This is a genomic window from Novosphingobium resinovorum (assembly GCF_027922145.1).
In the GTDB taxonomy this organism is placed as follows: Bacteria; Pseudomonadota; Alphaproteobacteria; order Sphingomonadales; family Sphingomonadaceae; genus Novosphingobium; species Novosphingobium resinovorum.
The window spans coordinates 273,765-295,845 of sequence record NZ_BSFC01000044.1 but is presented as its reverse complement, the minus strand read 5'-3'; the positions used below and the strand labels follow the sequence as shown (position 1 = coordinate 295,845).

22 protein-coding genes are annotated in these 22,081 nt (G+C 65.5%); 13 read left to right on the top strand and 9 right to left on the bottom strand.

Translation table 11 applies throughout. The features are described 5' to 3' along the window. Window positions 1-238 precede the first annotated feature (238 nt). The gene (locus PKE80_RS24070; protein ID WP_271184657.1) at window positions 239-754 is read left to right on the top strand and encodes a nitroreductase/quinone reductase family protein; all 516 of its coding nucleotides are present in this window, start codon (window positions 239-241) and stop codon (window positions 752-754) included. Window positions 755-762: 8 nt separating this feature from the next. Continuing rightward, the gene (locus PKE80_RS24065) at window positions 763-1,926 is read left to right on the top strand and encodes an FAS1-like dehydratase domain-containing protein (RefSeq protein WP_271184656.1); all 1,164 of its coding nucleotides are present in this window, start codon (window positions 763-765) and stop codon (window positions 1,924-1,926) included. 134 nt (window positions 1,927-2,060) lie between these two features. On the opposite strand, the gene PKE80_RS24060 is transcribed toward PKE80_RS24065, so the two are convergent. After that, window positions 2,061-2,903, bottom strand: a complete 843-nt coding sequence (locus PKE80_RS24060) for a PhzF family phenazine biosynthesis protein (protein ID WP_271184655.1) — start codon at window positions 2,901-2,903, stop codon at window positions 2,061-2,063. Window positions 2,904-3,066: 163 nt separating this feature from the next. Between PKE80_RS24060 and PKE80_RS24055 the strand changes: the two genes are divergently transcribed. The 6 genes from PKE80_RS24055 to PKE80_RS24030 all read left to right on the top strand — a co-directional run bounded on the left by PKE80_RS24055 (window position 3,067) and on the right by PKE80_RS24030 (window position 8,303). After that, entirely contained in the window at window positions 3,067-3,489 is a 423-nt protein-coding gene (locus PKE80_RS24055) for a glycine zipper 2TM domain-containing protein (RefSeq protein ID WP_008833098.1), read from the top strand. A 232-nt stretch (window positions 3,490-3,721) separates the two neighbouring features. Next, on the top strand, window positions 3,722-4,048 hold the full coding sequence (locus PKE80_RS24050; RefSeq protein WP_008833099.1) for a glycine zipper 2TM domain-containing protein: 327 nt from the start codon (window positions 3,722-3,724) through the stop codon (window positions 4,046-4,048). A gap of 289 nt (window positions 4,049-4,337) precedes the next feature. After that, complete coding sequence (locus tag PKE80_RS24045) at window positions 4,338-5,075, top strand: SDR family oxidoreductase (protein WP_271184786.1); 738 nt, start codon at window positions 4,338-4,340, stop codon at window positions 5,073-5,075. 64 nt (window positions 5,076-5,139) lie between these two features. After that, on the top strand, window positions 5,140-6,387 hold the full coding sequence (locus PKE80_RS24040; RefSeq protein ID WP_271184654.1) for a class I SAM-dependent methyltransferase: 1,248 nt from the start codon (window positions 5,140-5,142) through the stop codon (window positions 6,385-6,387). A gap of 75 nt (window positions 6,388-6,462) precedes the next feature. Next, the gene (locus PKE80_RS24035; protein WP_271184653.1) at window positions 6,463-7,683 is read left to right on the top strand and encodes an argininosuccinate synthase; all 1,221 of its coding nucleotides are present in this window, start codon (window positions 6,463-6,465) and stop codon (window positions 7,681-7,683) included. Between the two features lie 155 nt (window positions 7,684-7,838). Then, window positions 7,839-8,303, top strand: a complete 465-nt coding sequence (locus tag PKE80_RS24030; RefSeq protein ID WP_271184652.1) for a septal ring lytic transglycosylase RlpA family protein — start codon at window positions 7,839-7,841, stop codon at window positions 8,301-8,303. A 73-nt stretch (window positions 8,304-8,376) separates the two neighbouring features. On the opposite strand, the gene PKE80_RS24025 is transcribed toward PKE80_RS24030, so the two are convergent. From PKE80_RS24025 to uvrA, 4 genes are all read right to left on the bottom strand, one after another. After that, window positions 8,377-9,270 carry a hypothetical protein gene (locus PKE80_RS24025; protein ID WP_271184651.1) on the bottom strand — a complete coding sequence of 298 codons (894 nt, stop codon included), beginning with the start codon at window positions 9,268-9,270 and terminating at the stop codon, window positions 8,377-8,379. Between the two features lie 536 nt (window positions 9,271-9,806). Further along, a complete protein-coding gene (locus PKE80_RS24020; RefSeq protein ID WP_373877746.1) occupies window positions 9,807-10,643 on the bottom strand; it encodes a reverse transcriptase domain-containing protein in 837 nt (278 codons plus the stop codon). Window positions 10,644-10,692: 49 nt separating this feature from the next. Next, window positions 10,693-11,133 carry a hypothetical protein gene (locus PKE80_RS24015; protein WP_271184649.1) on the bottom strand — a complete coding sequence of 147 codons (441 nt, stop codon included), beginning with the start codon at window positions 11,131-11,133 and terminating at the stop codon, window positions 10,693-10,695. Between the two features lie 455 nt (window positions 11,134-11,588). After that, window positions 11,589-14,588 carry an excinuclease ABC subunit UvrA gene (gene uvrA, locus PKE80_RS24010; RefSeq protein ID WP_271184648.1) on the bottom strand — a complete coding sequence of 1,000 codons (3,000 nt, stop codon included), beginning with the start codon at window positions 14,586-14,588 and terminating at the stop codon, window positions 11,589-11,591. Between the two features lie 169 nt (window positions 14,589-14,757). Between uvrA and PKE80_RS24005 the strand changes: the two genes are divergently transcribed. From PKE80_RS24005 to PKE80_RS23995, 3 genes are all read left to right on the top strand, one after another. Continuing rightward, entirely contained in the window at window positions 14,758-15,741 is a 984-nt protein-coding gene (locus PKE80_RS24005) for a hypothetical protein (protein ID WP_271184647.1), read from the top strand. A gap of 114 nt (window positions 15,742-15,855) precedes the next feature. Further along, window positions 15,856-16,263 carry a hypothetical protein gene (locus PKE80_RS24000; RefSeq protein ID WP_271184646.1) on the top strand — a complete coding sequence of 136 codons (408 nt, stop codon included), beginning with the start codon at window positions 15,856-15,858 and terminating at the stop codon, window positions 16,261-16,263. A gap of 107 nt (window positions 16,264-16,370) precedes the next feature. Then, entirely contained in the window at window positions 16,371-16,763 is a 393-nt protein-coding gene (locus tag PKE80_RS23995) for a hypothetical protein (protein ID WP_309299004.1), read from the top strand. A 139-nt stretch (window positions 16,764-16,902) separates the two neighbouring features. Here the strand turns inward: PKE80_RS23995 and PKE80_RS23990 are convergent, their stop codons facing one another. Then, window positions 16,903-18,438, bottom strand: a complete 1,536-nt coding sequence (locus PKE80_RS23990) for an ABC1 kinase family protein (protein ID WP_271184645.1) — start codon at window positions 18,436-18,438, stop codon at window positions 16,903-16,905. Between the two features lie 119 nt (window positions 18,439-18,557). On the opposite strand from PKE80_RS23990, the gene PKE80_RS23985 reads away from it, so the two are divergent. Next, a complete protein-coding gene (locus tag PKE80_RS23985) occupies window positions 18,558-19,145 on the top strand; it encodes a septal ring lytic transglycosylase RlpA family protein (RefSeq protein ID WP_271184644.1) in 588 nt (195 codons plus the stop codon). Window positions 19,146-19,194: 49 nt separating this feature from the next. Next, on the top strand, window positions 19,195-19,353 hold the full coding sequence (locus PKE80_RS23980; RefSeq protein ID WP_172705215.1) for a hypothetical protein: 159 nt from the start codon (window positions 19,195-19,197) through the stop codon (window positions 19,351-19,353). Between the two features lie 3 nt (window positions 19,354-19,356). Here the strand turns inward: PKE80_RS23980 and PKE80_RS23975 are convergent, their stop codons facing one another. From PKE80_RS23975 to PKE80_RS23965, 3 genes are read right to left on the bottom strand one after another with little or no spacing between them, the layout of a single operon-like run. Then, window positions 19,357-20,103, bottom strand: coding sequence for an ABC transporter ATP-binding protein (locus tag PKE80_RS23975; protein WP_008833418.1), 747 nt, complete (start codon window positions 20,101-20,103; stop codon window positions 19,357-19,359). Beyond that, complete coding sequence (locus PKE80_RS23970) at window positions 20,100-21,065, bottom strand: FecCD family ABC transporter permease (RefSeq protein ID WP_271184643.1); 966 nt, start codon at window positions 21,063-21,065, stop codon at window positions 20,100-20,102. The genes PKE80_RS23975 and PKE80_RS23970 overlap by 4 nt, the downstream gene beginning before the upstream one ends. Next, on the bottom strand, window positions 21,062-22,057 hold the full coding sequence (locus PKE80_RS23965) for an ABC transporter substrate-binding protein (protein WP_271184642.1): 996 nt from the start codon (window positions 22,055-22,057) through the stop codon (window positions 21,062-21,064). Before PKE80_RS23965 ends, PKE80_RS23970 begins: the two co-directional genes overlap by 4 nt. Window positions 22,058-22,081 lie beyond the last annotated feature (24 nt).

Below are 22,081 nucleotides of genomic sequence, written 5' to 3'. Positions count from 1 at the left end.
ATTCGTCATTGCGAGCGTAGCGAAGCAATCCAGGGCGGGTTGCGACTGCCCTGGATTGCCGCGCGGCTTCGCCGCTCGCAATGACGATGCAGGGGTAGCCTCGGCCATGGTGGCGGTCTTCCGGCCCACTCCCCCAACCGCCCCGGCGATCACTGCCCGGCGTCCCCATTCGGGGTTGGACGCGCGCGGTTCTCCTCCCCCATCCTCGGGCCTCGGCTCGGGAGGAGAGGAGAAGCCCATGAGCGACGACACGTCGGCCGCGATCCGCGACACGCGCAAGGACTGGGTGGTCGAACACCGCGACATGTACCTGTCGTCAGGCGGCGCGCAGGGTCACATCATGGACATCACGCCTGTCGGCGGCCGGTCCTTCGCCACGCACTGCCTGGTCAAGTACGTCGGCCGCAAGAGCGGCAAGGTCTTCATCACGCCCCTTTGCTACGCCGACATCGGCGGCGAGGTCGTGATCTGCGCCTCCAAGGGCGGCGCCGACCATCACCCTGCCTGGTATCTCAACATCCGCGAGGCCGAGACGGTCGACTTCCAGGTCGCCACGCAAGCCTTTCGCGCCACATGGCGCGAACCCGAAGGCGCCGAGCGCGACAAGGTCTGGGCCTTCCTGACCGACTGCCATCCCTTCTACGCCGATTACCAGAAGGCGACGGACCGCGTGATCCCGCTGGTCATGCTCAAGGCGATCGAGCCGATCCCCGTATTCAAGGCCGAAGACGCCACCGGCATCAGGCAATTCTGAGAGACACCATGAGCGACGACTTCGACTGTTCCGACATCGACAACCATCTCGGCAAGACGATGGACTTCTCGCCCTTGCGTGAGGCCATCGCACCCAACGACATCCGCCGCTGGGTCCATGCGATGCATTACCCCAACCTCGCCCACTTCGATCCCGGTCATGCCGAGGCGAGCGTATGGGGCCGCCTCGTCGCGCCGCAGAGCTTCGCCATCGCGACGGACGACGGCCACGGCGCCGCGCCCGCCTGCGTCGGCAAGATCGCAAACTCGCACCTCCTGTTCGGCGGCGACGAGTGGTGGTTCTACGGCCCGCGCATCGAGCCGGGCGACGTGATCACCAACACCCGCATACCGTTCGACTACACGGTCAAGCAGACCGGCTTCGGCCCCACCTGCTTCCAGCGCGGCGACAATAACTACTCCAACCAGAAGGGCGAGGAGATCGCCCGCCAGCGCTCCACCTCGATCCGCTACCGCGCGGCGGCGGGCGGCGACAACGTCAAGACCGACGACTTCGAGGAGCCCGAATGGACCGACGAAGCGCTGGAGGAGATGGAGGAGCGCCGCTTCGCCTGGGTCCGCATGCTCCATGACCTCGGCAACAAGGAACGCTGGTGGGACGACGTCGCGGTCGGCGACCAGTTGCCGGAGCGCGTCTTCGGCCCCCACTCCATCGCCAGCTTCGCAACCGAGTGGCGCGCCTATATCGTCAACACCTGGGGCACGCTCGACTTGCGCAAGCAGGACCTCGAAGGCCTCGGCTTCACGCGCGAGATGGCCGGGTACGAGAACGACCCCGACATGCTCAAGGTGAACCCGTTCCTCACCGACGGCGCTTATTACGGCCCCTCGCGCGGGCACCTGTTCGCCAAGTATGCCCGGCGCATCGGCATGCCGCGCGGCTACGGCTACGGCGCGTCGATGGGCTCGTGGGTGACCGACTACCTTTCGGGCTGGGCGGGGCAGCACGGCATGGTGGTGCACTCAGTCGCCAACTACCGCGGCCCTGCGCTGACCGGCGACGTGACGATCCAGTCCGCCGAGGTCACCGAGAAGTCGGTGGACGCAGACGGCCGCCATCTCATCCACGTCAAGCACCTGATGAAGAACCAGAAGGGCACGACAATGTGCACGGGCAGCGCGGAGGTCGCCCTGCCGAAGAAGACGGGCTGAACCTCCCTTTCGGTTACCGACAGCGCCGAGCGGGAAAGCAAGCCACTTGAATCGTCATTGCGAGCGTAGCGAAGCAATCCAGGGCGGCGCAGAACTGCCCTGGATTGCTTCGCTACGCTCGCAATGACGAGCGATCACGCGGAGAACAACGCCCCGCCCGTCGCTACGGTCTCCACGCGCCCGGCGATCCAGACGTCGCCGCTCTCATCCTGGGAGCAATAGACCAGCCCGTCCGCCCCGACCTTGCGGCCCTGCGCGGCGACATAGTTGCCCTCGGCCTGACCGCTCGCGAAAAGGTACTGCGCCACCGCCGCGTTGAGACTGCCGGTCACCGGGTCCTCGACCATCTTGCCTGCCGGATCGGCAAAGAACGCCCGCAACTCGAACTGCGCCGCACCACCCGGAGCGCACGGGCCCAGCAGCGCCACGTCGGTCCCCTTCGGCGCACGCGAGACGGGCTCAGCCGCCAGCACCGCCTCCGCCGAAGCAAGGTGCAGCAGCTTCCAGCCCGGCCCGTTGGCGGCATGGACCGCGGCGACGACTTGCGCCTCGTCTGTCCCGGTGAGGCGAAGCGTTTCCGCGCGGTCCTCGGCATCGAGCGGCCCCGACCGGATCAGCGGCGGCGCGCGGAACGCCAGCCGCTCGCCATCCCGGCGCACCTCGACGAGACCTATGCCACATTCCTGCACCACGCATCCGTCCTCCTTCGCCTTTCCTCCGGCAGCGAGCCACGCATGGGCACTACCCAGCGTCGGGTGCCCGGCGAAGGGCAGTTCGCCCGCCGGGTAGAATATACGCACCCGGTAATCGGCCCCCGGGTCGGTCGGCGGCAGGAGAAAGGTCGTCTCCGAATAGCCCAGCCACTGCGTCAGCCGCAGCATCTGCGCGTCGCTCATCCCCTCACCGCCGCGCACGACCGCCAGAGGATTGCCACTGAGCGGGCCGGAGCCGAAGACGTCGATGAGATCGAGAAACATGGCATGCCTTTCGGAGCTAATTGCACTTTTGAACGTTTCGTCGCAGTCCGGGTCCATCTTGTCCCTTGCGCTCCCGACCTGCCCGGCGGTTCATCGCGCGTTGCGAAGTGCGGGTCCAGACCGATCGGGTTCTCGAACAGGAATTTTCGCAGGAGTTTGAACCATGAAGAAGTCCCTGCTGGCGATGGCTGCGTTCGCCGCCACCATCACTGCCCTGCCCGTCGCGCCGGTGCTTGGCGACCCGCCGCCCTGGGCGCCCGCGCACGGTCGCCGTGACCATGACCGGTACGACCGCAATGACCGTCACGATCGCTACGACCGCCGCGACATGTACGATTCGCGCGGCCGCTACCGCGAACCGCGCCGCCTTACCCGCAACGACCGTGTCTGGCGCGGCAATGACGGACGCTACTATTGCAAGCGCGACAACGGCACGACCGGCCTGATCATCGGCGCCGGCGTGGGCGCGCTGGCGGGGAACCAGATCGCCGGCCGTGGTGACAAGACCATCGGCACGATCCTGGGCGGCGTCCTCGGCGGAGCGCTGGGGCGCGAGATCGACAAGGGCGACATCCAGTGCCGCTGAACTGAGATTTCATGCCCTGAGACGAGAAGCGCGCGGTCCGAAAGGGCCGCGCGCTTTCGCGTTGAGGTGGTATTTTTGTTTCCGAAAGAAACATTTCCCTCGCTTCATCGCTGTACCAGCGCAGTTCGTCACGGATTTCCAGCAGCGGCCGTTCGTTCATCTGACGTTGTGGATCAATGAACGAAAAGCCGCGTTACCAGATCATTCCCACGCTACGATGAGGGCACATATCATGCGTAAGACCATTCTCGCCGCCACTATGATGGCGCTCACCATTCCGGCGACCGTCGCTTTCACCGCTCCGGCAGAAGCACGCGATCACCGTCGTTACCACAACGACCGCGGCGTCAAGTACTGGCGCGGCAACAACGGCCGCTACTACTGCAAGAAGTCGAACGGCACCACCGGCCTGCTGATCGGCGGCGTCGCCGGCGCCCTTGCCGGCCGTGCGATCGACACCCGCGGTGACCGCACCGTCGGCACCCTGCTCGGCGCTGCCGGCGGCGCCGTCCTGGGTCGCGAGATCGACCGTGGCGGCGACCGTCCGCGCTGCCGCTGATCCTTATCCCCGGTCCCTTGCGAAAGGCGCGTCGTCCGAAAGGCGGCGCGCCTTTTGCTTTGTCCGTGCCGTGGCCCTCCGCCGGTGCGATCGGTGCATCCCGGCTTTCCTACAGCGGCTGGCTATGCTCCAATGCCGCCATGTTTCAGCGACTTGCATTCATGACCGGCTCGTCTGTCCTCGCTACGGAAAGCCCCCTTCGGAGAGGCGGGAGTTTCTCTTCAGGACAGTGTAAACCGTGTAAACCTGATGTGTCACCTTGTGAGGCCGCGCAGTGAGCCGCCCCGCCATGCTGGTGACCGGCGGCGCCAAGCGGATCGGCGCGACCATCGCCCGCGCCTTCGGAGCGGCAGGCTGGCATGTCGTGATCCACTACGGCCGGTCGCGGGCGCAGGCCGAAGCGCTCGCGGCGAGCCTGCCCAGCGCCGAGATCGTCTCGTGCGACCTCAACGACTGGGATGAAGGCCCTGCCATGGTCGAGGCGCTGGCTGCCCGTCTGAACGACTGGCGGGTGCTGGTGAACTGCGCGGGCGTCTTCGACCTCGACACCGCCGAAACGCTGGAACCGGATATCTTCACCGCCGCGATGCGGGTGAACGCTGCCACTCCCGCCCGGCTGGGACAGACGTTCCTTGCCCATGCCCGCACCTCCGCCGGCAGACGCCTGATCCACGTTACCGACCAGAAGCTGCTCAATCCGAATCCGGATTTCTTCTCCTACACCATGAGCAAGCACGCGCTTTCCGCGACGATCCCGATGCTTTCCATGGCCCGGCGGGCAGAGGAAGACCGCGTCTACGGCATCGCGCCGGGCGCCATCCTCGCCAGCCACGACCAGAACGAGGCGGAAGCCGAAATCTCCCACCGCATGAACCTGCTGGGCCGCCGTGCGACGCCCGAAGACGTAGCGGGGGCAGCCCTGTTCCTTGCCGGAGGCTGGCTCGACAGCGGCCAGACACTCTACGTCGATTCCGGACAGCACCTGCTGGCCCAGGAACGTGACGTGCTGTTTCTGGCGCGGGAGTAAGGATTGTGCATTTATCAACACAAGCCCCCTTGCATGCAGGTAATTACCCCCGCACAAACCCCTGATGGCACTCGGCATACTTGACCGCTTCCTCGAGCGCGGCGTCCGACAGGGCGTGCTCGAACTGGCCCGCCCCGACGGCTCCCTCCGTCGCTTTGGAACCCCCGCAGAAGGCTTTCCCCACGTCCGCATCCGCCTGACCGACAAGGGCGCCGAACGCCGCATCCTGCGCGATCCGCGCCTGGGTGCCGCCGAAGCCTTCATGGACGGTCAGCTCGAAGTCGAGCAGGGCGACATCATGAACCTCGTCTACCTGCTGCGCGCCAACGCGCGGTGGGACAAGGGCGGCGAACTGAAGGAACAGACCGCGCTCAAGAAGGTGCTTGGCAAGGCCGTCACCCTCGTCGACGGCATCAACCGCGCCGCCAGCGCCAAGAAGAACATCGCCCACCACTACGACGTGGGCAACGACCTCTACAACCTCTTCCTCGACATCGAGCACATGCAGTATTCCTGCGCCTACTGGCCCAGTGACGACATCACGCTGGAGCAGGCGCAGACCGCCAAGCTCGCCCACATCGCCGCCAAGCTGGCGATCGAGCCGGGCCAGAAAGTGCTCGACATCGGCTGCGGCTGGGGCGGCATGGCGATCTATCTCGCCAAGCACTTCGACGTTTCGGTCAAGGGCATCACGCTCTCCGAGGAACAGCTGGTGCTGGCCCGCCAGCGCGCCGTGGAAGCGGGCGTCTCGGGCCGCATCGACTTCGAGTTGATCGACTACCGTGACCTCGCCGCGCGCGGCGACAAGTTCGAGCGCATCGTCTCGGTCGGCATGTTCGAGCACGTCGGCCAGGCCCAGTTCGACCGCTTCTTCCGCGACTGCGCGACGATGCTGGACGACGAGGGCGTGATGCTGATGCACACCATCGGCCGCATGGGCGGGCCCGGCTCAACCGACGCCTTCACCCGCAAGTACATCTTCCCCGGCGGCTACATCCCGGCGCTGAGCGAGACGGTGGAGGCCAGCGAAAAGGTCCGCCTCATCGCCACCGACGTCGAGAACCTGCGCCTCCATTACGCCAAGACCCTGCGCGAATGGTACAAGCGCTGCGTCGCCAACAAGGAGGCCATCGTCAAGCTGCACGACGAGCGCTTCTACCGCATGTGGATCTTCTACCTCTCCGGCGCCACCGCGGCCTTCGAGAGCGGTGGCATGTGCAACTACCAGATCCAGTACACCCGCTCCCGCCACGCCCTGCCCCTCACCCGCGACTACATTGCGGAAGGAGAGAAAGTGCTGCTGGGCGCGTAAACGTTGCGAAGTTTGGGCGCACCTGCTAGCCGCGCGCCCAAACTTCCACCGCTCATGCCGCGAAAGCCCGTGCCCATGTCCGACAGCATCAAGAAGGTCGTCCTCGCCTACTCCGGCGGCCTCGACACCAGCGTCATCCTCAAGTGGCTCCAGGTCACCTACAACTGCGAGGTGGTGACCTTCACCGCCGACCTCGGCCAGGGTGAGGAACTCGAACCCGCCCGTGCCAAGGCCAAGCTGATGGGCCTGCCGGACGAGAACATCTACATCGACGACCTGCGCGAGGAATTCGTGCGCGACTTCGTGTTCCCGATGATGCGCGCCAATGCCCGCTACGAAGGCGACTATCTCCTCGGCACCTCGATCGCCCGCCCGCTGATCTCCAAGCGCCTGATCGAGATCGCCCACGAGACCGGCGCCGACGCTGTCGCCCACGGCGCCACCGGCAAGGGCAACGATCAGGTCCGCTTCGAACTCTCGGCCTATGCGCTCGACCCGAACATCAAGGTCATCGCCCCCTGGCGCGAGTGGGATCTCACCAGCCGCACCGCCCTCATCGCCTGGGCCGAGCAGCACCAGATCCCCGTCCCAAAAGACAAGCGCGGCGAAAGCCCCTTCTCCACCGACGCCAACCTCCTGCACACCTCGTCCGAGGGCAAGGTGCTGGAAGATCCGTGGGAAGAGACCCCCGACTACGTCTACTCGCGCACCGTCAACCCGGAAGACGCGCCGGATGCGCCCGAATACATCACCATCGACTTCGAGAAGGGTGACGGCGTCGCCCTGAACGGCGTGGCGATGAGCCCGGCCACCCTGCTCACCCAGCTCAACGAGCTGGGCCGCAAGCACGGCATCGGCCGCCTCGACCTCGTCGAGAACCGCTTCGTCGGCATGAAGTCGCGCGGCATGTACGAGACGCCGGGCGGCGAGATCTACGCCCGCGCCCATCGCGGCATCGAGCAGATCACGCTCGACCGCGGCGCCGCGCACCTCAAGGACGAGCTGATGCCGAAGTACGCGGAGCTCATCTACAACGGCTTCTGGTTCGCCCCCGAGCGCGAGATGCTGCAGGCCGCGATCGACCACAGCCAGGCCCGCGTCAACGGCACCGTGCGCCTCAAGCTCTACAAGGGCAACGCCTCGGTCGTCGGCCGCAAGAGCGCCGACTCGCTCTACTCCGAACGCCACGTCACTTTCGAGGACGATGCCGGCGCCTACGACCAGAAGGATGCGGCGGGCTTCATCAAGCTCAACGCCCTTCGCCTGCGCCTGCTGGCCCAGCGTGACGCCAAGTAAACATTGCCCCTAGGTTAACAGAGTCCGGCGGCCCGTTGCCAAAGCGCGACGGGCCGCTTTTGCCTATATGGCCTTCGGGGAACCGCACAGGTAGGACTCCCGCCATCGTCAACGACGAAGCGGGGTAAGTTTTGCAAGTTCGAGCCGTAAGCCTGATGGCGCTGTGCGCTGCCGTCGTCCTGCCCTTCGCAGGCCCTGCTCAGGCTGAAGCCCCGGTAGCTTCGCAAGCTCTCGTTCTTGCTCCTGTCGCTGGCGTCAACGCCGTCGCCGCCGCAGAAGTTCCCGCCGTCCTCACCGCGCCCGAAGACGACGACATCCAGGTCACCCCCATCGCAGGCGGCATCGCCAGCTTCTACGGCCGCCACCTCAAGGGCGCCCGCACCGCCAGCGGCGAGCGTTACGCGCCCGACGGACTGACCGCCGCGCACCGCACCCTGCCCTTTGGCACACAGGTGCAGGTCACCAACCCGGCCAACGGCGAAATGGTCGTCGTCACCATCAACGATCGCGGCCCCTTCCACGGCAACCGCGTGATCGACCTGTCCGACGCCGCCGCCGACGAACTCGGCATCACCCGCATGGGCAGCGGCAAGGTCGAACTGGCCGTCCTCGGCAACTGAGGCTGGGTATTCCGCCGGGGGCTTCGACAAGCTTAGCCTGAGCGGAATTGAGAGCATCCATCACCAACACCGCTCACCCTGAGCTTGTCGAAGGGTGGATAGCACCGCCGCCTGATCTGAAGGAAAAAGGTCGGCCGACGCAGCTGGGAGGGGGTGGGGGAAGCGCCGCGCCGGCCTTCACACTCGATAACAGCGAAGCCGGACAAGCGTTCCCGGCCTCCGAACACTTTTGCCCAGCCGTGCTTCCCCATCGACGAGGCGCGAGCAGGTTTACACGGTTTACACGGTCCAGAGCCGCAACTCCGCCACTGACCTCCATCTTGCCTCCCAACGACTTGTACTCCATCGGCGCCGCGCCCTCCCCGCCCGAGAGCGCCCCGTCCACCCGGGCGAAAGCGCGCGACTGCCAGCGATCCCACTGCGCGCCGCTCTCGCGCAGGAAAGGCCCGCGCACCGGCGCCTCCGGATAGTCCGGCGCCGCCCCCGCGTCCTCCCCCGCGATCTCCCCCTCGTCCAGCGGCTGCACGTACCCGGCCGCGGCATCGATCGCATCCACCGCGTCGAGCCACGCCTCCCGCGCATCGCCGAACCGCGCCTCCCCCGCCGCCGCGACATAGTCCGCCCGCTCCGGAGGCAGCGCCGTACCGTCCTCCATCCCCGGCACATCCGCGCAAGGCTCCTCCCCGGCGACGAGCGCCAGCACCTCGTCGAACCGCTCGGCCAGAGCCTCATGCCCCTCCCCCGCGACATCGAGCCGCGCCAGATGCGCCAGCAACAACCGCGAGTCATACCGCCGCCGCACCCCGACCAGCTCCCCCCGGAACCACACCGCCTCCTCCACCCCATCGAGCGCCCGCGTCGCCAGCACCTCCTCGACATGCCGCCGCGCCAGCACCAGAGCCGCCGTCCACGCATCCGCAAACACCGCATCGCGCCGCCGCAGCAGATAAGCCGAAGTCCGGCTCATCCCCACGAAAGCACACGCGGCTCGCACGTCGCCCTTCTGCGAGAGTTGGTCGAGAAACCGCACCTTGCGGTCGGCGTCCCACGCCGTGTGCGAGACATAGGGAGAAGGAGAAGAGACAATGCGAGGGCCATCGCCCTCGCGCTCCCGGACCCTTTCCGTCGCGCCCGAGGCCGACGAAGCGCCCGCCTGCTCGCCCGGAATACCAATGTCGCGCGAGGCGGGAACCCACCCCCGTCCGAACCGAGGCGCTCCCCGATCCTCCCCCTGCGGGGGAGGGGGAGCCTGACAAGACGGATGCGCAAGCGCATCCTTGGCCGAAGGATGGTGGAGGGGCACAGGGTGGAGGGGCAAAGGCCGATCCCCCGCCCCACCGTCGACACCGAAGCTGCTGGAAAAGTCCGTCATCGTCCACCTCGCGCAAGAGGAAAGCCACGAAAGACCACGACACAGCCCGGACAGGCGCGTCGTGGGGGACGGATTAGTTATCGTATGTGGGGGAGTGTAGGAAAGTTATAATCAAGTATATGCAAATATGCTCACTCATAAGCTCGTGCAGTATAATATCTAATTGCTTCCTTAAATGCCGCCATATGCCCTCGCATTTGCCACCTAATATTGGGGGAATTGAGAACCTTTGCAGCCCTGTACGCATATTGCGGAAAATTTCGTTGACGGCCGAAATGTGTATATCGTTTGAATAGCTCACGCATATAAATGCTATCTTTTGCTATTCCCTGTATCTTTGCAGCCCTTATCTTGGCCTTAACACCTGCCCTCATCTTTTTATGATAACGACTGATCGAAGATGGCCGTATCAGAATTTTTCCACCGTCAAATGTGAAACCAAGATACTGAAAGCGCCTATCAGTAGATACATTCTGCTCATTTCGGCGAAACTGCGATACTTCGGTTTTCCCTTCGCTAAGTGAGAGGCCGATATCAGAAAGCTTACTCCTCACAAGCGCGATCAAATCATTATAGTCATGCTCACATGGCATTATGATTGCAATATCATCTGAATATCGGCGATAACTACCGCCAATATTATTCAGTATCGAAACCATCTGGCGATCAAATTCAATCATACTGATGTTTGCATATAAACCAGATAACGGAGTACCTTGGGGTATCCCACATGACTTTTTATTTTTATTTACAAGATTACCGCTCTTACAACGGACAATATTTCGAAATTGTTCGGAAGTACAAATGCGGCCGCGTTGCCCATATAGGTTTCCTAACCTTATTCGAAGGGCGTCGGAATCCACCCATTCAAATTGGGTCATTCGCTTAAAAATACGAAAATCAGGATCAGGGATGGTGCCGACAGCAAGAACATCCACTAGATTACGCCGTAAGCACAAATGGTCTATATGATCAAAAAAGCCCGTTATATCGAGCGCGATTGCACGGCAATCACCCTTATTTCGTATTTCGGAAAAAAATGCTACCCGCTTGACTTATATTGTCGCCAACACCCGAGCGATACGCCAGTACCGCTTCGGATAAGTCATATCTTTTCAGAAGCCGCTCATAGCGAACAGACAGATTTTTCGCATACCATTCGTATACGGCAGCGTCTTTGTGAGAGCCGAATTTTATTTCTCGTTCTTTTTGGGAAATCTCAAGCTGACCACCAACTTTTTTGACCCGACGCTCTTTGGCAGTAAAACCTAACAGCGGCCAAAACGAGTGCTTCAAAAGATTATCGGCCGAGAAAGAGAAATTCTCTCGATCACTTTTTGAAATCGGTCTATCAAAATGAATATATTTCCGTTCCTTGACTGTGAAATCGTCAATTAACGGATCAAAATCATCATCAGGTGGTACGCACCCGGGGGCTTTGGATACCGTTCGTCTCATATCCCCCGGGTTACTAACCTGACTCCCAACTCGAAAGTTGGTTCGCTATTTACCTCGTGTGGTATGATCTCGCTGTCGCGAATATCGTAGCCACGCTCTATCTCGGAGTCCGTGTAACCATGACCATCTCGGTCCAGCTTCCCGGAGTCGCGGCGCGCATCAGCGCACTTGCGGTCCTTAACAGTGCCCCCTCACACCAAATCGCATGAGGCAGTACATTCTTACGGCAAAATGCGGATATGACACAAGGCATCCATTCACTTCTGCACATCTGAAGAAACAAATGCTCCATATTGGGGCATATTGAATCACCGTCTTGCCGCCAATCACCACCAAAGGTTCCGGGAGCGCGAGGGCGATGGCCCTCGCATTTCTACTTTCTACTTTCTTCTTCCCCCTTCACCTGAACCGCCTGCGCCCCCTCCCCGAGACAAGCTCGGGGAGGAATGTGCGGTTTACTTCGCCCAGCTTCCCAGCAAGGGTTTGAGGTAGCTTCCGGTGAAGCTGCCTTTGACCTTCACCACCTCTTCGGGCGTGCCTTCCGCCACGATCTGGCCGCCGCGGACGCCGCCTTCGGGGCCCATATCGATGATCCAGTCGGCGGTCTTGATGACGTCGAGGTTGTGTTCGATCACGACCACCGAGTTGCCCTGGTCGACCAGTCGGTGCAGCACTTCGAGGAGTTTGCGCACGTCTTCGAAGTGGAGGCCGGTGGTGGGTTCGTCGAGGATGTAGAGCGTCTGGCCGGTGGAGCGGCGGGCGAGTTCCTTGGCCAGTTTCACGCGCTGCGCCTCGCCGCCGGACAGGGTCGTCGCCTGTTGGCCGACCTTGACGTAGCCGAGGCCCACTTCGTTCAGCATGTGCATCTTGTCGCGGATGGGGGGGACGGCCTTGAAGAATTCCTCGGCGTCCTCGATCGTCATGTCGAGCACGTCGGCGATGGACATGCCCTTGAACTTCACTTCCAGCGTTTCGCGGTTGTAGCGTTTGCCGTGGCATTCCTCGCACGTCACGTAGACGTCGGGCAGGAAGTGCATCTCGATCTTGATCAGGCCGTCGCCCTGGCAGGCTTCGCAGCGCCCGCCCTTGACGTTGAAGCTGAAGCGGCCGGGCTTGTAGCCGCGCGCTTCGGATTCGGGGAGGCCGGCGAACCAGTCGCGGATCTGGGTGAAGGCGCCGGTGTAGGTCGCGGGGTTGGAGCGCGGGGTGCGGCCGATCGGGGACTGGTCGATCTCGATCACCTTGTCGCACTTTTCGAGACCGGTGATCTTGTCGTGCGCGCCCGCGATCACCCGCGCGCCGTTGAGCTGGCGGGAGGCGCCGGCCTGCAGCGTGTCGATGGTGAGCGAGGACTTGCCCGAGCCGGACACGCCGGTCACGCAAGTGAAGGTGCCGAGCGGGAACTTCGCGGTCACGCCGGTCAGGTTGTTGGCGCGGGCGTTCTCGACGGTGACGAAGTGGCCGTTGCCCTTGCGGCGTTCCTTCGGCACCTCGATCCGGCGGGTGCCGTTGAGGTACTGCGCGGTGAGGCTGTCCTTGCTCTTGAGCACCTGCTTGAGCGTGCCTTCGGCAACCACCTGCCCGCCGTGGACGCCCGCGCCGGGGCCGAGGTCTACCAGATAGTCGGCGGTGCGGATGGCGTCCTCGTCATGCTCCACCACGATCACGGTATTGCCGAGATCGCGCAGGCGCTTGAGGGTTTCGAGCAGCATGTCGTTGTCGCGCTGGTGCAAGCCGATGCTGGGCTCGTCGAGCACGTAGAGCACGCCCGAGAGGCCCGAGCCGATCTGGCTGGCGAGGCGGATGCGCTGGCTCTCGCCGCCCGACAGCGTGCCCGAGGTGCGGTCGAGGTTGAGGTAGTCGAGCCCGACGTTGTTGAGGAAGCCGAGGCGCTCGTTGATCTCCTTGAGGATGGCCTTGGCGATCTGCTGCTGCTGGTTGGTGAGCTTGCCTTCCAGCTGCCCGAACCACGCGAAGCCGTCCGCCACCGAGAGGCGCGCGGCGTCGGCGATGTCGCTGCCGGCGATCTTGACCGAGAGGGCCTCGGGCTTGAGGCGCTTGCCGTCGCAGGTCTCGCAGGGCTGCGCGGTCTGGTACTTGCTCAGTTCCTCGCGCATGAAGGCGCTGTCGGTCTGCAGCATGCGGCGATTGAGGTTGCCGATGACGCCTTCGAACGCCTTGTTGACGGTGTATTCCTTGCGCCCGTCCTTGAAGGTGAGCGGCACGGCCTTGCCGCCGGTGCCGTAGAGGATCACCAGCTTGATCTCGCCGGGCAGTTCGTCCCACGGCGTCGTCAGGTTGAAGCCGAAGTGCGCGGCCAGGCTGGAGAGCACCTGCATGTAGTAGGGGCTGGGCGGGTTGGACTTGGCCCAGGGCACGATGGCGCCCTGCTTGAGCGTCAGGTGCTCGTTCGGCACGACCAGCTGCGGGTCGAACAGCAGCTTTTCGCCAAGGCCGTCGCAGGCCGGGCACGCGCCTTGCGGGGCGTTGAAGGAGAACAGGCGCGGCTCGATCTCCTCGATGGTGAAGCCGCTGACGGGGCAGGCGAACTTCTCGGAGAAGACGATGCGGTTGGCGGGCAGGCCGGCGTTCTTCATGCCCTTGGTAGCGGCAGCCTGGGCGGCGGGGGCTTCGACAGGCTCAGCCTGAGCGGATTTGGGAGATTTGGATTTATCTCCAACCTCCGCTCGTGCTGAGCTTGTCGAAGCACCTGCACCAAGCTCCGCCACCGTAGTATCCGCAAGGTCCACATAAGCCAGCCCCTCGGCCAGCTTGAGCGCCTGCTCGAAGCTGTCGGCAAGGCGGGTCTGGATGCCCTCCTTCACCGCGATGCGGTCGACCACGACCTCGATGTCGTGCTTGTACTTCTTGTCGAGCGCGGGGGCGTCCTCGATCGCGTAGAACTCGCCGTCGATGCGCACGCGGGTGTAGCCCGCCTTCTGCCACTCGGCGAGTTCCTTGCGGTATTCGCCCTTGCGGCCGCGCACCACCGGGGCGAGCAGATAGAGGCGCGTGCCTTCCGGCAGCGCCATCACCCTGTCCACCATGTTGGAGACCGTCTGCGCCTCGATCGGAAGACCCGTGGCGGGGGAATAGGGAATGCCCACGCGCGCCCACAACAGGCGCATGTAGTCCCAGATCTCGGTCACCGTCGCCACCGTCGAGCGCGGGTTGCGGCTGGTGGTCTTCTGCTCGATCGAGATGGCGGGGCTGAGGCCGTCGATATGCTCGACGTTCGGCTTCTGCATCATCTCGAGGAACTGGCGCGCATAGGCCGAGAGGCTTTCGACATAGCGGCGCTGCCCCTCGGCATAGATCGTGTCGAAGGCGAGGCTCGACTTGCCCGAGCCCGACAGCCCGGTGATGACGATCAGCTTCTCACGCGGGAGCGCAATGTCGAAGCCCTTGAGGTTGTGCTCGCGCGCGCCGCGCACGGTGATGTGGGTGAGACTCATGGGAGGCACGTGTTCCAGATTTGTTCGCGCGCTTCAAGGGGGCGCATCGCGGGTTTTGCCGTAGATGGGGTGCGGGGCGCACAAGGCAAGTCTTGTGGACATCTCCGCGCCCACTTGCGCGCCGCTTCACGAGGTGTCTAGTTCCCGCTGCGACTACGGGGGAATACCATTGCGATTTCTGAATCTTGCCCTCGCGGCGAGCGCGCTGGCGCTTACAGCGTGCGGAGGTGGCGACTCCGGTTCGGGCGGCGGCTCGACACCCACGCCTGCGCCGACACCGGCGCCAACGCCTGCCCCCACCCCGGCTCCGACGCCGACGCCGACCACCAGCTACGTCCTGACCGACTTCACGAGCGACTTCTGGTTCGATTCGGCTCTTGGCTACAATCTCAACTACACACTCGAACAGTCCGGCCCGTACCTTTACAACTACGTCAACGCCGGACAACTTCTGGGCGAAGGCGAAACTGCCACACTGCGTTACCGTCACGATCCCGAAGCGGTCGATTTCACGTACCGGAACACCTCGACGTCATTCACGGCGGCGGACCGGCAGCGATCGCTCTCTTACATGCTGTTCGAGAAGCCCGGCGATTATGTCGCACTCGATTGGGACACCCCCTCGCGTTACGCCACCACGGCGCTGCGTCGGGTCGAAACGACGAACACTACGGCGACCGCGATCTCGACCCCGGCCTACAACTTCCAACTGGCAATTTTCGGCAGCCCGTCCTCGCCCAGCGATCCCTTGCCCGATGGCCTTAGCTACGGCGGCCTGGCTATCGTGCGCGGCGGCACGCCCGGCTCGCGCGAGTTCGACATGTCGCAGGTCGGCGGTGGCCAGTCGAAGGTCTACTGGTCCTATACGCCGCCTGCCTACACCCCGTCCCCCTATGTGATCAGCGGCTCGATCCGGCTCGTGGTCGTCAGCAACCAGTCCGAACGCCAGGACGGGCTGCTCATCGCCGAGGGCTCGTTCGACCGCGCGACCAATACCGTGAGCGGCACCCTCACCGACAAGACCAACGGGTATTCTGGAACGTTCAAGGGGCGCATGTACGGACCTGACCGTGCTGAGCTTGGTGTGGTCTTCCAGTTCTCCCGCGACAGCGACGGTTCGAGATATTTCGGCCACTTCATCGGCACACGCTGAAGACGACGGGGCGGGGCATCCGGGCGACAAGCCGGAAACCCTGCCCTTTCGCGCACGTTTCTTCCGACGAACCGAAGCCGCATTCCGCGCGGCTTACCAGATCAGGAGAAAGCCATGCGCCATATCCCGAAACTCGCCGCTGCGGCGGCGATCGCGCTCACCGTGCCGCACTTCGCTTCCGCGCAGGACACGACTGAGCGGCCCGCTGCCAGCGCACCCGAAGCGGGCGATCCGGAAGCAAAGCGCCGGATGCTCAATGCCGAGCAGGCCGCCGCCGCACAGGAACAGCTGGCGCGCAACGAAGCCAGCCGCTCCCAACATGACGCCGCCGTCGCCCTCAACGACATGAAGACCGCCCGCGATGCCGCCGCCTACGACGCCACGCTCGATCGCCACGATGCCGCCGAGCAGGACTATCGCACCGACCGCAAGCAGTGGGAGGTCAGGAACCCGGCTTGCTGGAACGGCAATGCCGTGAAATGCCCCGCCGACCCGCAGGCGCCCGGCTCCGGCGGCAGCTGATCGCCCTCGCCACGCGACGAACCGCTTGTCGCAAGTCCTTTGCATGCCCCCAAGCCTGCTGGCAGATAGCGCCCGTCGGGTGCGCCGATCAGGCTCAGGGGATTTGAATGATGGGGGCTGCAAAGCTGTTCGGGCGCGTGGTGGCGCTGTCGCTGGTTGTGGGCATGGCTGCGCCGGTGCTTGCCGACGATCCGCGCGATCCGACCATGACGCCCGAAGCGATCGCCCGTTATGCCGCGACGATCCGCCGCATGAACCGCGATCAGCTGGACTATGTGCGCCAGCGCGATGCCGGGTATGCGCAAGGCTGGCGCGATTACGATTCGGCGCGCGGTCGGCGGGATGTCGAGGACGAAGGCTACGCCGCCGATCGCCGCGACTACGATACCGCCCGCGCCGACTATGCCGAAGAACGCCGCCGCTACGAACGTGAGATGCGTGAATGGCGCGAGGACGTCTCCGCCTGTCGAGCGGGCTATTACGAACACTGCGCGAGGTAAACCTCCTCCCTGTTCCGAAGGGATGGGAGGTGGCGCCGACGAAGTCGGTGACGGAGGGGTTTTCCTGCCCTCCCCCTCCACCACCGCCTGCGGCGGCGGTCCCCCTCCCCATCGCTGCGCGACAGGGAGGATTCGGAAGCTACATCAGCGCGGTGATCACCAGCGCCAGCGCATGAAGTGCAATCGCGCCGCCGACGATCACGCCCGCCCGGCTTATCGCCCGAGCCGTGCCGTCATCCTTGGCCGGGGCGTCGCGCTGCTCCAGCCGCGCCGTCGCCGCCCGCATCAGGCGCGGCGCATCGGCGGACAGGCGCGATGCCTCCAGCAGCAGCGCTTCCAGACGGTCCGGCCCGGCCAGCCGCGTCAGGCGCGAGGCGACGAGCCTCCCGCGCAGCGCCGTCAGCGCTTCGGACAGATCGAAGTCCGGGGCGATGCCCGCCAGCACGCCGTCCATCGTCACCATCGCCTTGAAGATCAGCACCAGATCGGGCGGCAGCACCAGGCCCTCCTTGCGCAGCAGCGGAAAGAAGTCCGCCACCATCGCGTTTAGCACCAGCGCCCCGGTGCCATGCCGCGCGACCAGCCGCTCCGAGGCGGTCAGCAGGCGTTCGCGCGGCACTTCCCCAGCCTGCGACCATAGCCCCAGCATGTCCGCCACGCCGCCGGGATCGTTGCTGCGCAGGGAAAGGATGAAGGTCAGGAACTCGTGCTGGCGGCGCGGGCTGACGAATCCGACCGAACCGAGGTCGAGCAGCGCCAGCCGATCGCTTTGACCCGGCGCGGCGGGCGGCAGGCACAGCAGGTTGCCCGGGTGCGGGTCGGCATGGAAGCGGCCGTTGACGAGCACCATCTCCAGCACCAGCCGCGCGCCGAGCCGGGCGATGGCGGACGGGTCGATACCCTTTGCGCGCAGCTTTGCCGGATCGCGAGGTGCGGTGCCGTCGATGTAGTCCATCACCAGCACGCCCTCGCTGGTGTGCTGCCAGTGGATGCGCGGGACGATGGCATCGGGGATCGCGGCGAGATCAGCGCGCAGCAGGTCGGCGTTGCGGCCCTCGTTGGTGAAGTCGAGTTCGTCGAGGATTTCGCGTCCCAGCTGGTCGATCATGGCGCCGGGCGTCATGCGCCGGGCCATCGCGCTTCTGGCCTCGACCAGCGCGGCAAGGTGGCGCAGCAGGCGCAGGTCCGCCTCCATCGCCTTGCGGATGCCGGGGCGGCGGATTTTCACCACCACCTGCGTCCCGTCATGCAGCGTCGCGCGGTGCACCTGCGCGATCGAGGCGGCGGCGAGCGGTTCGGTGTCGAAGGCGGCGAAGGCGGTCTCGGGAGGCTCTCCCAGCGCGGCCTCGACGGCGGGGCGCAAGGCTTCGAACGGAAGGCGCGGGGCATCACTCTGCAACTGCTCGAAGGCGGCGATCCATTCGTCGGTCAGCATGTCGCGCCGGGTCGCAAGGATCTGGCCGAGCTTCACGTACGTCGGTCCCAGCGCCTCCAGCGCGCGGCGGGTGCGGGCGGGCAGGTCCGCCTCCTCGCGCGCTTCACCGTCCCGGTTACCGGCCAGCCCCAGCCGCGCGAGCAGCGAGTCCAGCCCGAAGCGGGCGATCACCGCGCTCACTTCGGCCATGCGCGCCCGGTCGCGGGCGGCGACGGTCACGGTTTCGAGGATGGTCGGCATCGTGGCTCCTTGGTTGCAGGGCGCAAAACCTGCGGCGGCGACGGACGGTTCCGGCTTCGCTTGTGGAAAGCCGCACCGCCTGCGTTGGAGTGCAGGGCTTCGGGAGGTAGTCTCGCCGAATGCCCGGCCCCATCCGCAGCACCCCCTTACGGAACATTGCCGTCCTGTCCCTCGTCGCCATGCTCGCGGCATGCGGCGGCGGGGTGAAGTACCGCCCCGTCAGCGACGTGCCCGTCCGCATCGGCCCTCCCTACAAGGTGCGCGGCGTAACCTATACTCCCGCCGCGCAGCCCGGCTACGACATGCTCGGCTATGCGACGTGGTATGGTTCGGAAAGCGGCAACCAGGTCGCCAACGGAGAACGCTTCCGCCCCGGCTGGATCACCGCCGCGCACAAGACGCTGCCCCTGCCCGCTTATGTGGAAGTCACCTCGCTCGACACCGGCAGGCGCATCATCGTGCGTATCAACGACCGCGGCCCGTATGGCGAGAGTGCGCGCATCATCGACCTTTCGCGCGGCGCAGCGGAGGAGCTGGGCATCCGCACGCAGGGCAAGGCGGCGGTGCGGGTCCGCGCCATCGAGCCCGACGAGAAGGACCGCGCCGCGCTGCGCAAGGGCAAGACCGCCAGGTCGCTCGCCCCGGTCCCGGCCCGCACGCTGTCCAATCTGCAGGAACAGTTCGCGCGCGGCGTCGGCACGCGCTGAGGGAACCGGACGCAAGCGCTGCGCGTTATCTCTCCAAAGGAGAGAGATGATGACTTCAGGCGCCGAAATTCCGTTCCGTCGCAGCCGTTTCGCCCGTGGCACGGGATCGCTGCTGTTCGACCGCCAGCGCGAGATGCACCAGCGCGAGGCGGAAAAGCGCGAAGAGCCCATGCGCATCTGGTCGAAGGGCCACTTCGTCGAAAGCTGACGCTCACCCCAGCGAAAGCGCACGCGCTCCCGGCTCGCCCAACCAGCGGGCCGGACAGCCCCAAACGTTCCGGATGACGTCTTCGGACAGCGCGTGGCCGGGCTCTCCGTCAGCGGCGATCCGTCCCTCGTGCAGCACCATGACGCGATCGGCGTAGTTCATCGCGGTCGCCAGGTCGTGAAGGACCAGCACCACGCCGCGGCCCTGGCGGCCTTGCTCGCGCAGGCGCCCCATCAATGCGAGCGCATGGCCGAGATCGAGATTGGCCAGCGGCTCGTCCGCCAGCAGCCAGGCCGGGCCAGTCGCCAGCACCCGCGCCATCAGCGCCCTCGCCCGCTCACCTCCCGACAGCTGCGAGACGGGTCGTTTCCGGAATGCCTCGAGGTCCATCGTCGCGATCGCGGCATCGATCGCGGTCCGCCCACCGCCCGTCCCTGTATCCTGCCAGGGCAGGCGGCCGAGCCCGACCAGCACTTCGACCGTGACGTCCCACGCCACTTCGGGGCTTTGCGGAAGATAGCCGATGCACTGCGCGCGTTCCCGCGGCGGCACCGCATGCATCACTCGTCCGCCCAGCGCGGCAACGCCGGTATCGGGCTCCACCAGTCCCGCCAGGCAGGACAGCAGCGTCGACTTGCCCGCGCCGTTCGGTCCGCAGATCGCAGTGACTTCCCCCGCATGGATGGTCATCGTCAGGTCGCGCAGCCGTCCCGCGATGCCGAGCCCCACCGTGTTCAGCGTCCCGGTCATGCCAGCCCCCGCCGCATGCGCAGCAGCAGCGCAAGGAAGAACGGCGCGCCGATCAGCGCGAGCGCAATCCCCAGCCGCAGCTCTCCGCCCGCAAGCGGGAGGACGCGGCAGCCGGCATCGGCAACGAGCAGCAGGAGTGCCCCCGCCAGCGCGCTCGGCACCAGCAGCGAGGACGGCCGCCGGTCGGTCAGCGGCCGAACGAGATGCGGGACCATCAGTCCGACGAAGCCGATCACACCCGCCACCGCAACCGCCGCGCCGACCGTCAGGCCCACGCCCGCGATCATCAGCGCCTGTTGTCGCCTCGGCTCGAAGCCCAGCGAACGCGCCGCCGCCTCGCCCAGTGTGAGCGCGTCGAGCCCCCGCCCGGCCACCAGCAGCACGCCGAGTCCCAGCAGCGTCAGCGGCCCGGCAATGACGACCTCGCGCCACGAACGGTCGGCCAGCGCGCCCATCAGCCAGGTCACGATCTCGCTCATCGCGAACGGCGTGGGCGAAAGGCTGATCGCAAGGCTCGTCAGCGCCCCCGCCAGGCTGGAGATCATCAGCCCCGCCATCGTGAACAGTGCGACGCCCGCCTCACGCCCCGCGATCAACGCCAGCAGCGCCATCGCCCCGCCCGCGCCGACGAGAGCGAAGACCGGCAGCAGCCAGACCGACGCGGCATAGCCGGTCCAGAAGCTCAGCACCGCACCCAGCGCCGCGCCCGGCGCGATGCCGAACAGGCCCGGATCGGCGAGCGGATTGCGCAAGTAGCCCTGCATCGCCGCCCCCGCGCCGCCAAGTCCGGCGCCGACGATCAGCGCCAGCAACGCGCGCGGCAGGCGCAAGTACAGCAGGATAACCGAAGCATTGTGTGTGTCGGACGCAAAGGGATCGATCCACACTCGCCCCGCCAGCAGCGACAGCGGCACGGCGAGCGCGAGCAGGACGACGAGGATCGGAATCAGGCGGCGGTTCATGGATGAAGGTCTGCCGTTGTGCCGGGTGCTTCGACAAGCTCAGCATGAGCGGAGCTTGTGCGATTCCCCCCATCCCCGCTCACCCTGAGCTTGTCGAAGGGCCTGGGGTTATCGAGAGATCGCCGCACTTGCGCGAACCGGGCCAGTGCCTTGGGTACGGTCGGCCCGCCGCACCAGATCAACGAACGGTCGAGCGGCGCGCGGATCATGCCCCGGACTTTGGCGAGAGCGGGATGGCGCAGCATCCGGTCCTCCTCGCCGGCGGGCGACCCCACGGTGAAGACCACGCGCGGCGGATCGGCCACCACGCGTTCCAGCGGCAGGTAATCGGCCTGAGCAAGCCCGCGCGCGGCAGCGGCATTGGCAAACCCGGCGCGGCGCATGAGATCGGCGATCAGCGTGTGGTCGCCTGCGACGATGCCCCCGGATTCCCACAGCAGCGCCTGCACCGGCCGCACGCCGGTCGGCGGCTTGGCACGGGCGACGGCAGCCTCCATCCGCCCGGCCAGTTCCTCCCCTTCCGAACGATTGCCCGCCAGCTTCGCCAGCCGCCGCACTTGCGCGAGCGCTTCGGGAAGGTCGGCGGGAAGCGGCTCGAGCACGACCTCCAGCCCCATGTCGCGCAGGGCCTGCGCGGTGGCCGGCGGCGTGTAGCTGCTCGCCACCACGACATCGGGTTCGAGCGCGACGACATCCTCCACCGCGTCCGACACTTCGGCGAACTGCGCGGCGCGGGCGAGATCCATCGAACTGGCCGAGGGATCGTGGCTGTAGTGGGAGATCGCCAACAGTTGCCCCGGCGACGTCACCTCCGCCAGCACCGCGTCGGTGCAGGGGTTGAGCGAAACGATGCGCGGCCGCACCGATCCCTCGACCGGCGGGTCCGACCAGGGTTGGCAGGCGGCGAGCGTCAGGAGCAGCGGGGTAACGGCAAGCCACCCGAAGCCCGCTTGCGCTCGTGCTCCCTCGTCATTGCGAGCGCAGCGAAGCAATCCAGGGCCGCGCAAACTGCCCTG

Bases quoted from the DNA above. Each gene is read 5' to 3' on its own strand.
- PKE80_RS23985 (WP_271184644.1), top strand. From the start codon at position 18,558: ATGCCCGGCCCCATCCGCAGCACCCCCTTACGGAACATTGCCGTCCTG.
- PKE80_RS24015 (WP_271184649.1), bottom strand. From the start codon at position 11,133: ATGAGACGAACGGTATCCAAAGCCCCCGGGTGCGTACCACCTGATGAT.
- PKE80_RS24045 (WP_271184786.1), top strand. From the start codon at position 4,338: ATGCTGGTGACCGGCGGCGCCAAGCGGATCGGCGCGACCATCGCCCGC.
- PKE80_RS24055 (WP_008833098.1), top strand. From the start codon at position 3,067: ATGAAGAAGTCCCTGCTGGCGATGGCTGCGTTCGCCGCCACCATCACT.
- PKE80_RS24040 (WP_271184654.1), top strand. From the start codon at position 5,140: ATGGCACTCGGCATACTTGACCGCTTCCTCGAGCGCGGCGTCCGACAG.
- PKE80_RS24000 (WP_271184646.1), top strand. From the start codon at position 15,856: ATGCGCCATATCCCGAAACTCGCCGCTGCGGCGGCGATCGCGCTCACC.
- PKE80_RS24050 (WP_008833099.1), top strand. From the start codon at position 3,722: ATGCGTAAGACCATTCTCGCCGCCACTATGATGGCGCTCACCATTCCG.
- PKE80_RS24025 (WP_271184651.1), bottom strand. From the start codon at position 9,270: ATGAGCCGGACTTCGGCTTATCTGCTGCGGCGGCGCGATGCGGTGTTT.
- PKE80_RS24035 (WP_271184653.1), top strand. From the start codon at position 6,463: ATGTCCGACAGCATCAAGAAGGTCGTCCTCGCCTACTCCGGCGGCCTC.
- PKE80_RS23970 (WP_271184643.1), bottom strand. From the start codon at position 21,065: ATGAACCGCCGCCTGATTCCGATCCTCGTCGTCCTGCTCGCGCTCGCC.
- PKE80_RS24060 (WP_271184655.1), bottom strand. From the start codon at position 2,903: ATGTTTCTCGATCTCATCGACGTCTTCGGCTCCGGCCCGCTCAGTGGC.
- PKE80_RS24070 (WP_271184657.1), top strand. From the start codon at position 239: ATGAGCGACGACACGTCGGCCGCGATCCGCGACACGCGCAAGGACTGG.
- PKE80_RS24030 (WP_271184652.1), top strand. From the start codon at position 7,839: ATGGCGCTGTGCGCTGCCGTCGTCCTGCCCTTCGCAGGCCCTGCTCAG.
- PKE80_RS23975 (WP_008833418.1), bottom strand. From the start codon at position 20,103: ATGACCGGGACGCTGAACACGGTGGGGCTCGGCATCGCGGGACGGCTG.
- PKE80_RS23990 (WP_271184645.1), bottom strand. From the start codon at position 18,438: ATGCCGACCATCCTCGAAACCGTGACCGTCGCCGCCCGCGACCGGGCG.
- PKE80_RS24065 (WP_271184656.1), top strand. From the start codon at position 763: ATGAGCGACGACTTCGACTGTTCCGACATCGACAACCATCTCGGCAAG.
- PKE80_RS23980 (WP_172705215.1), top strand. From the start codon at position 19,195: ATGACTTCAGGCGCCGAAATTCCGTTCCGTCGCAGCCGTTTCGCCCGT.
- uvrA (WP_271184648.1), bottom strand. From the start codon at position 14,588: ATGAGTCTCACCCACATCACCGTGCGCGGCGCGCGCGAGCACAACCTC.
- PKE80_RS23995 (WP_309299004.1), top strand. From the start codon at position 16,371: ATGATGGGGGCTGCAAAGCTGTTCGGGCGCGTGGTGGCGCTGTCGCTG.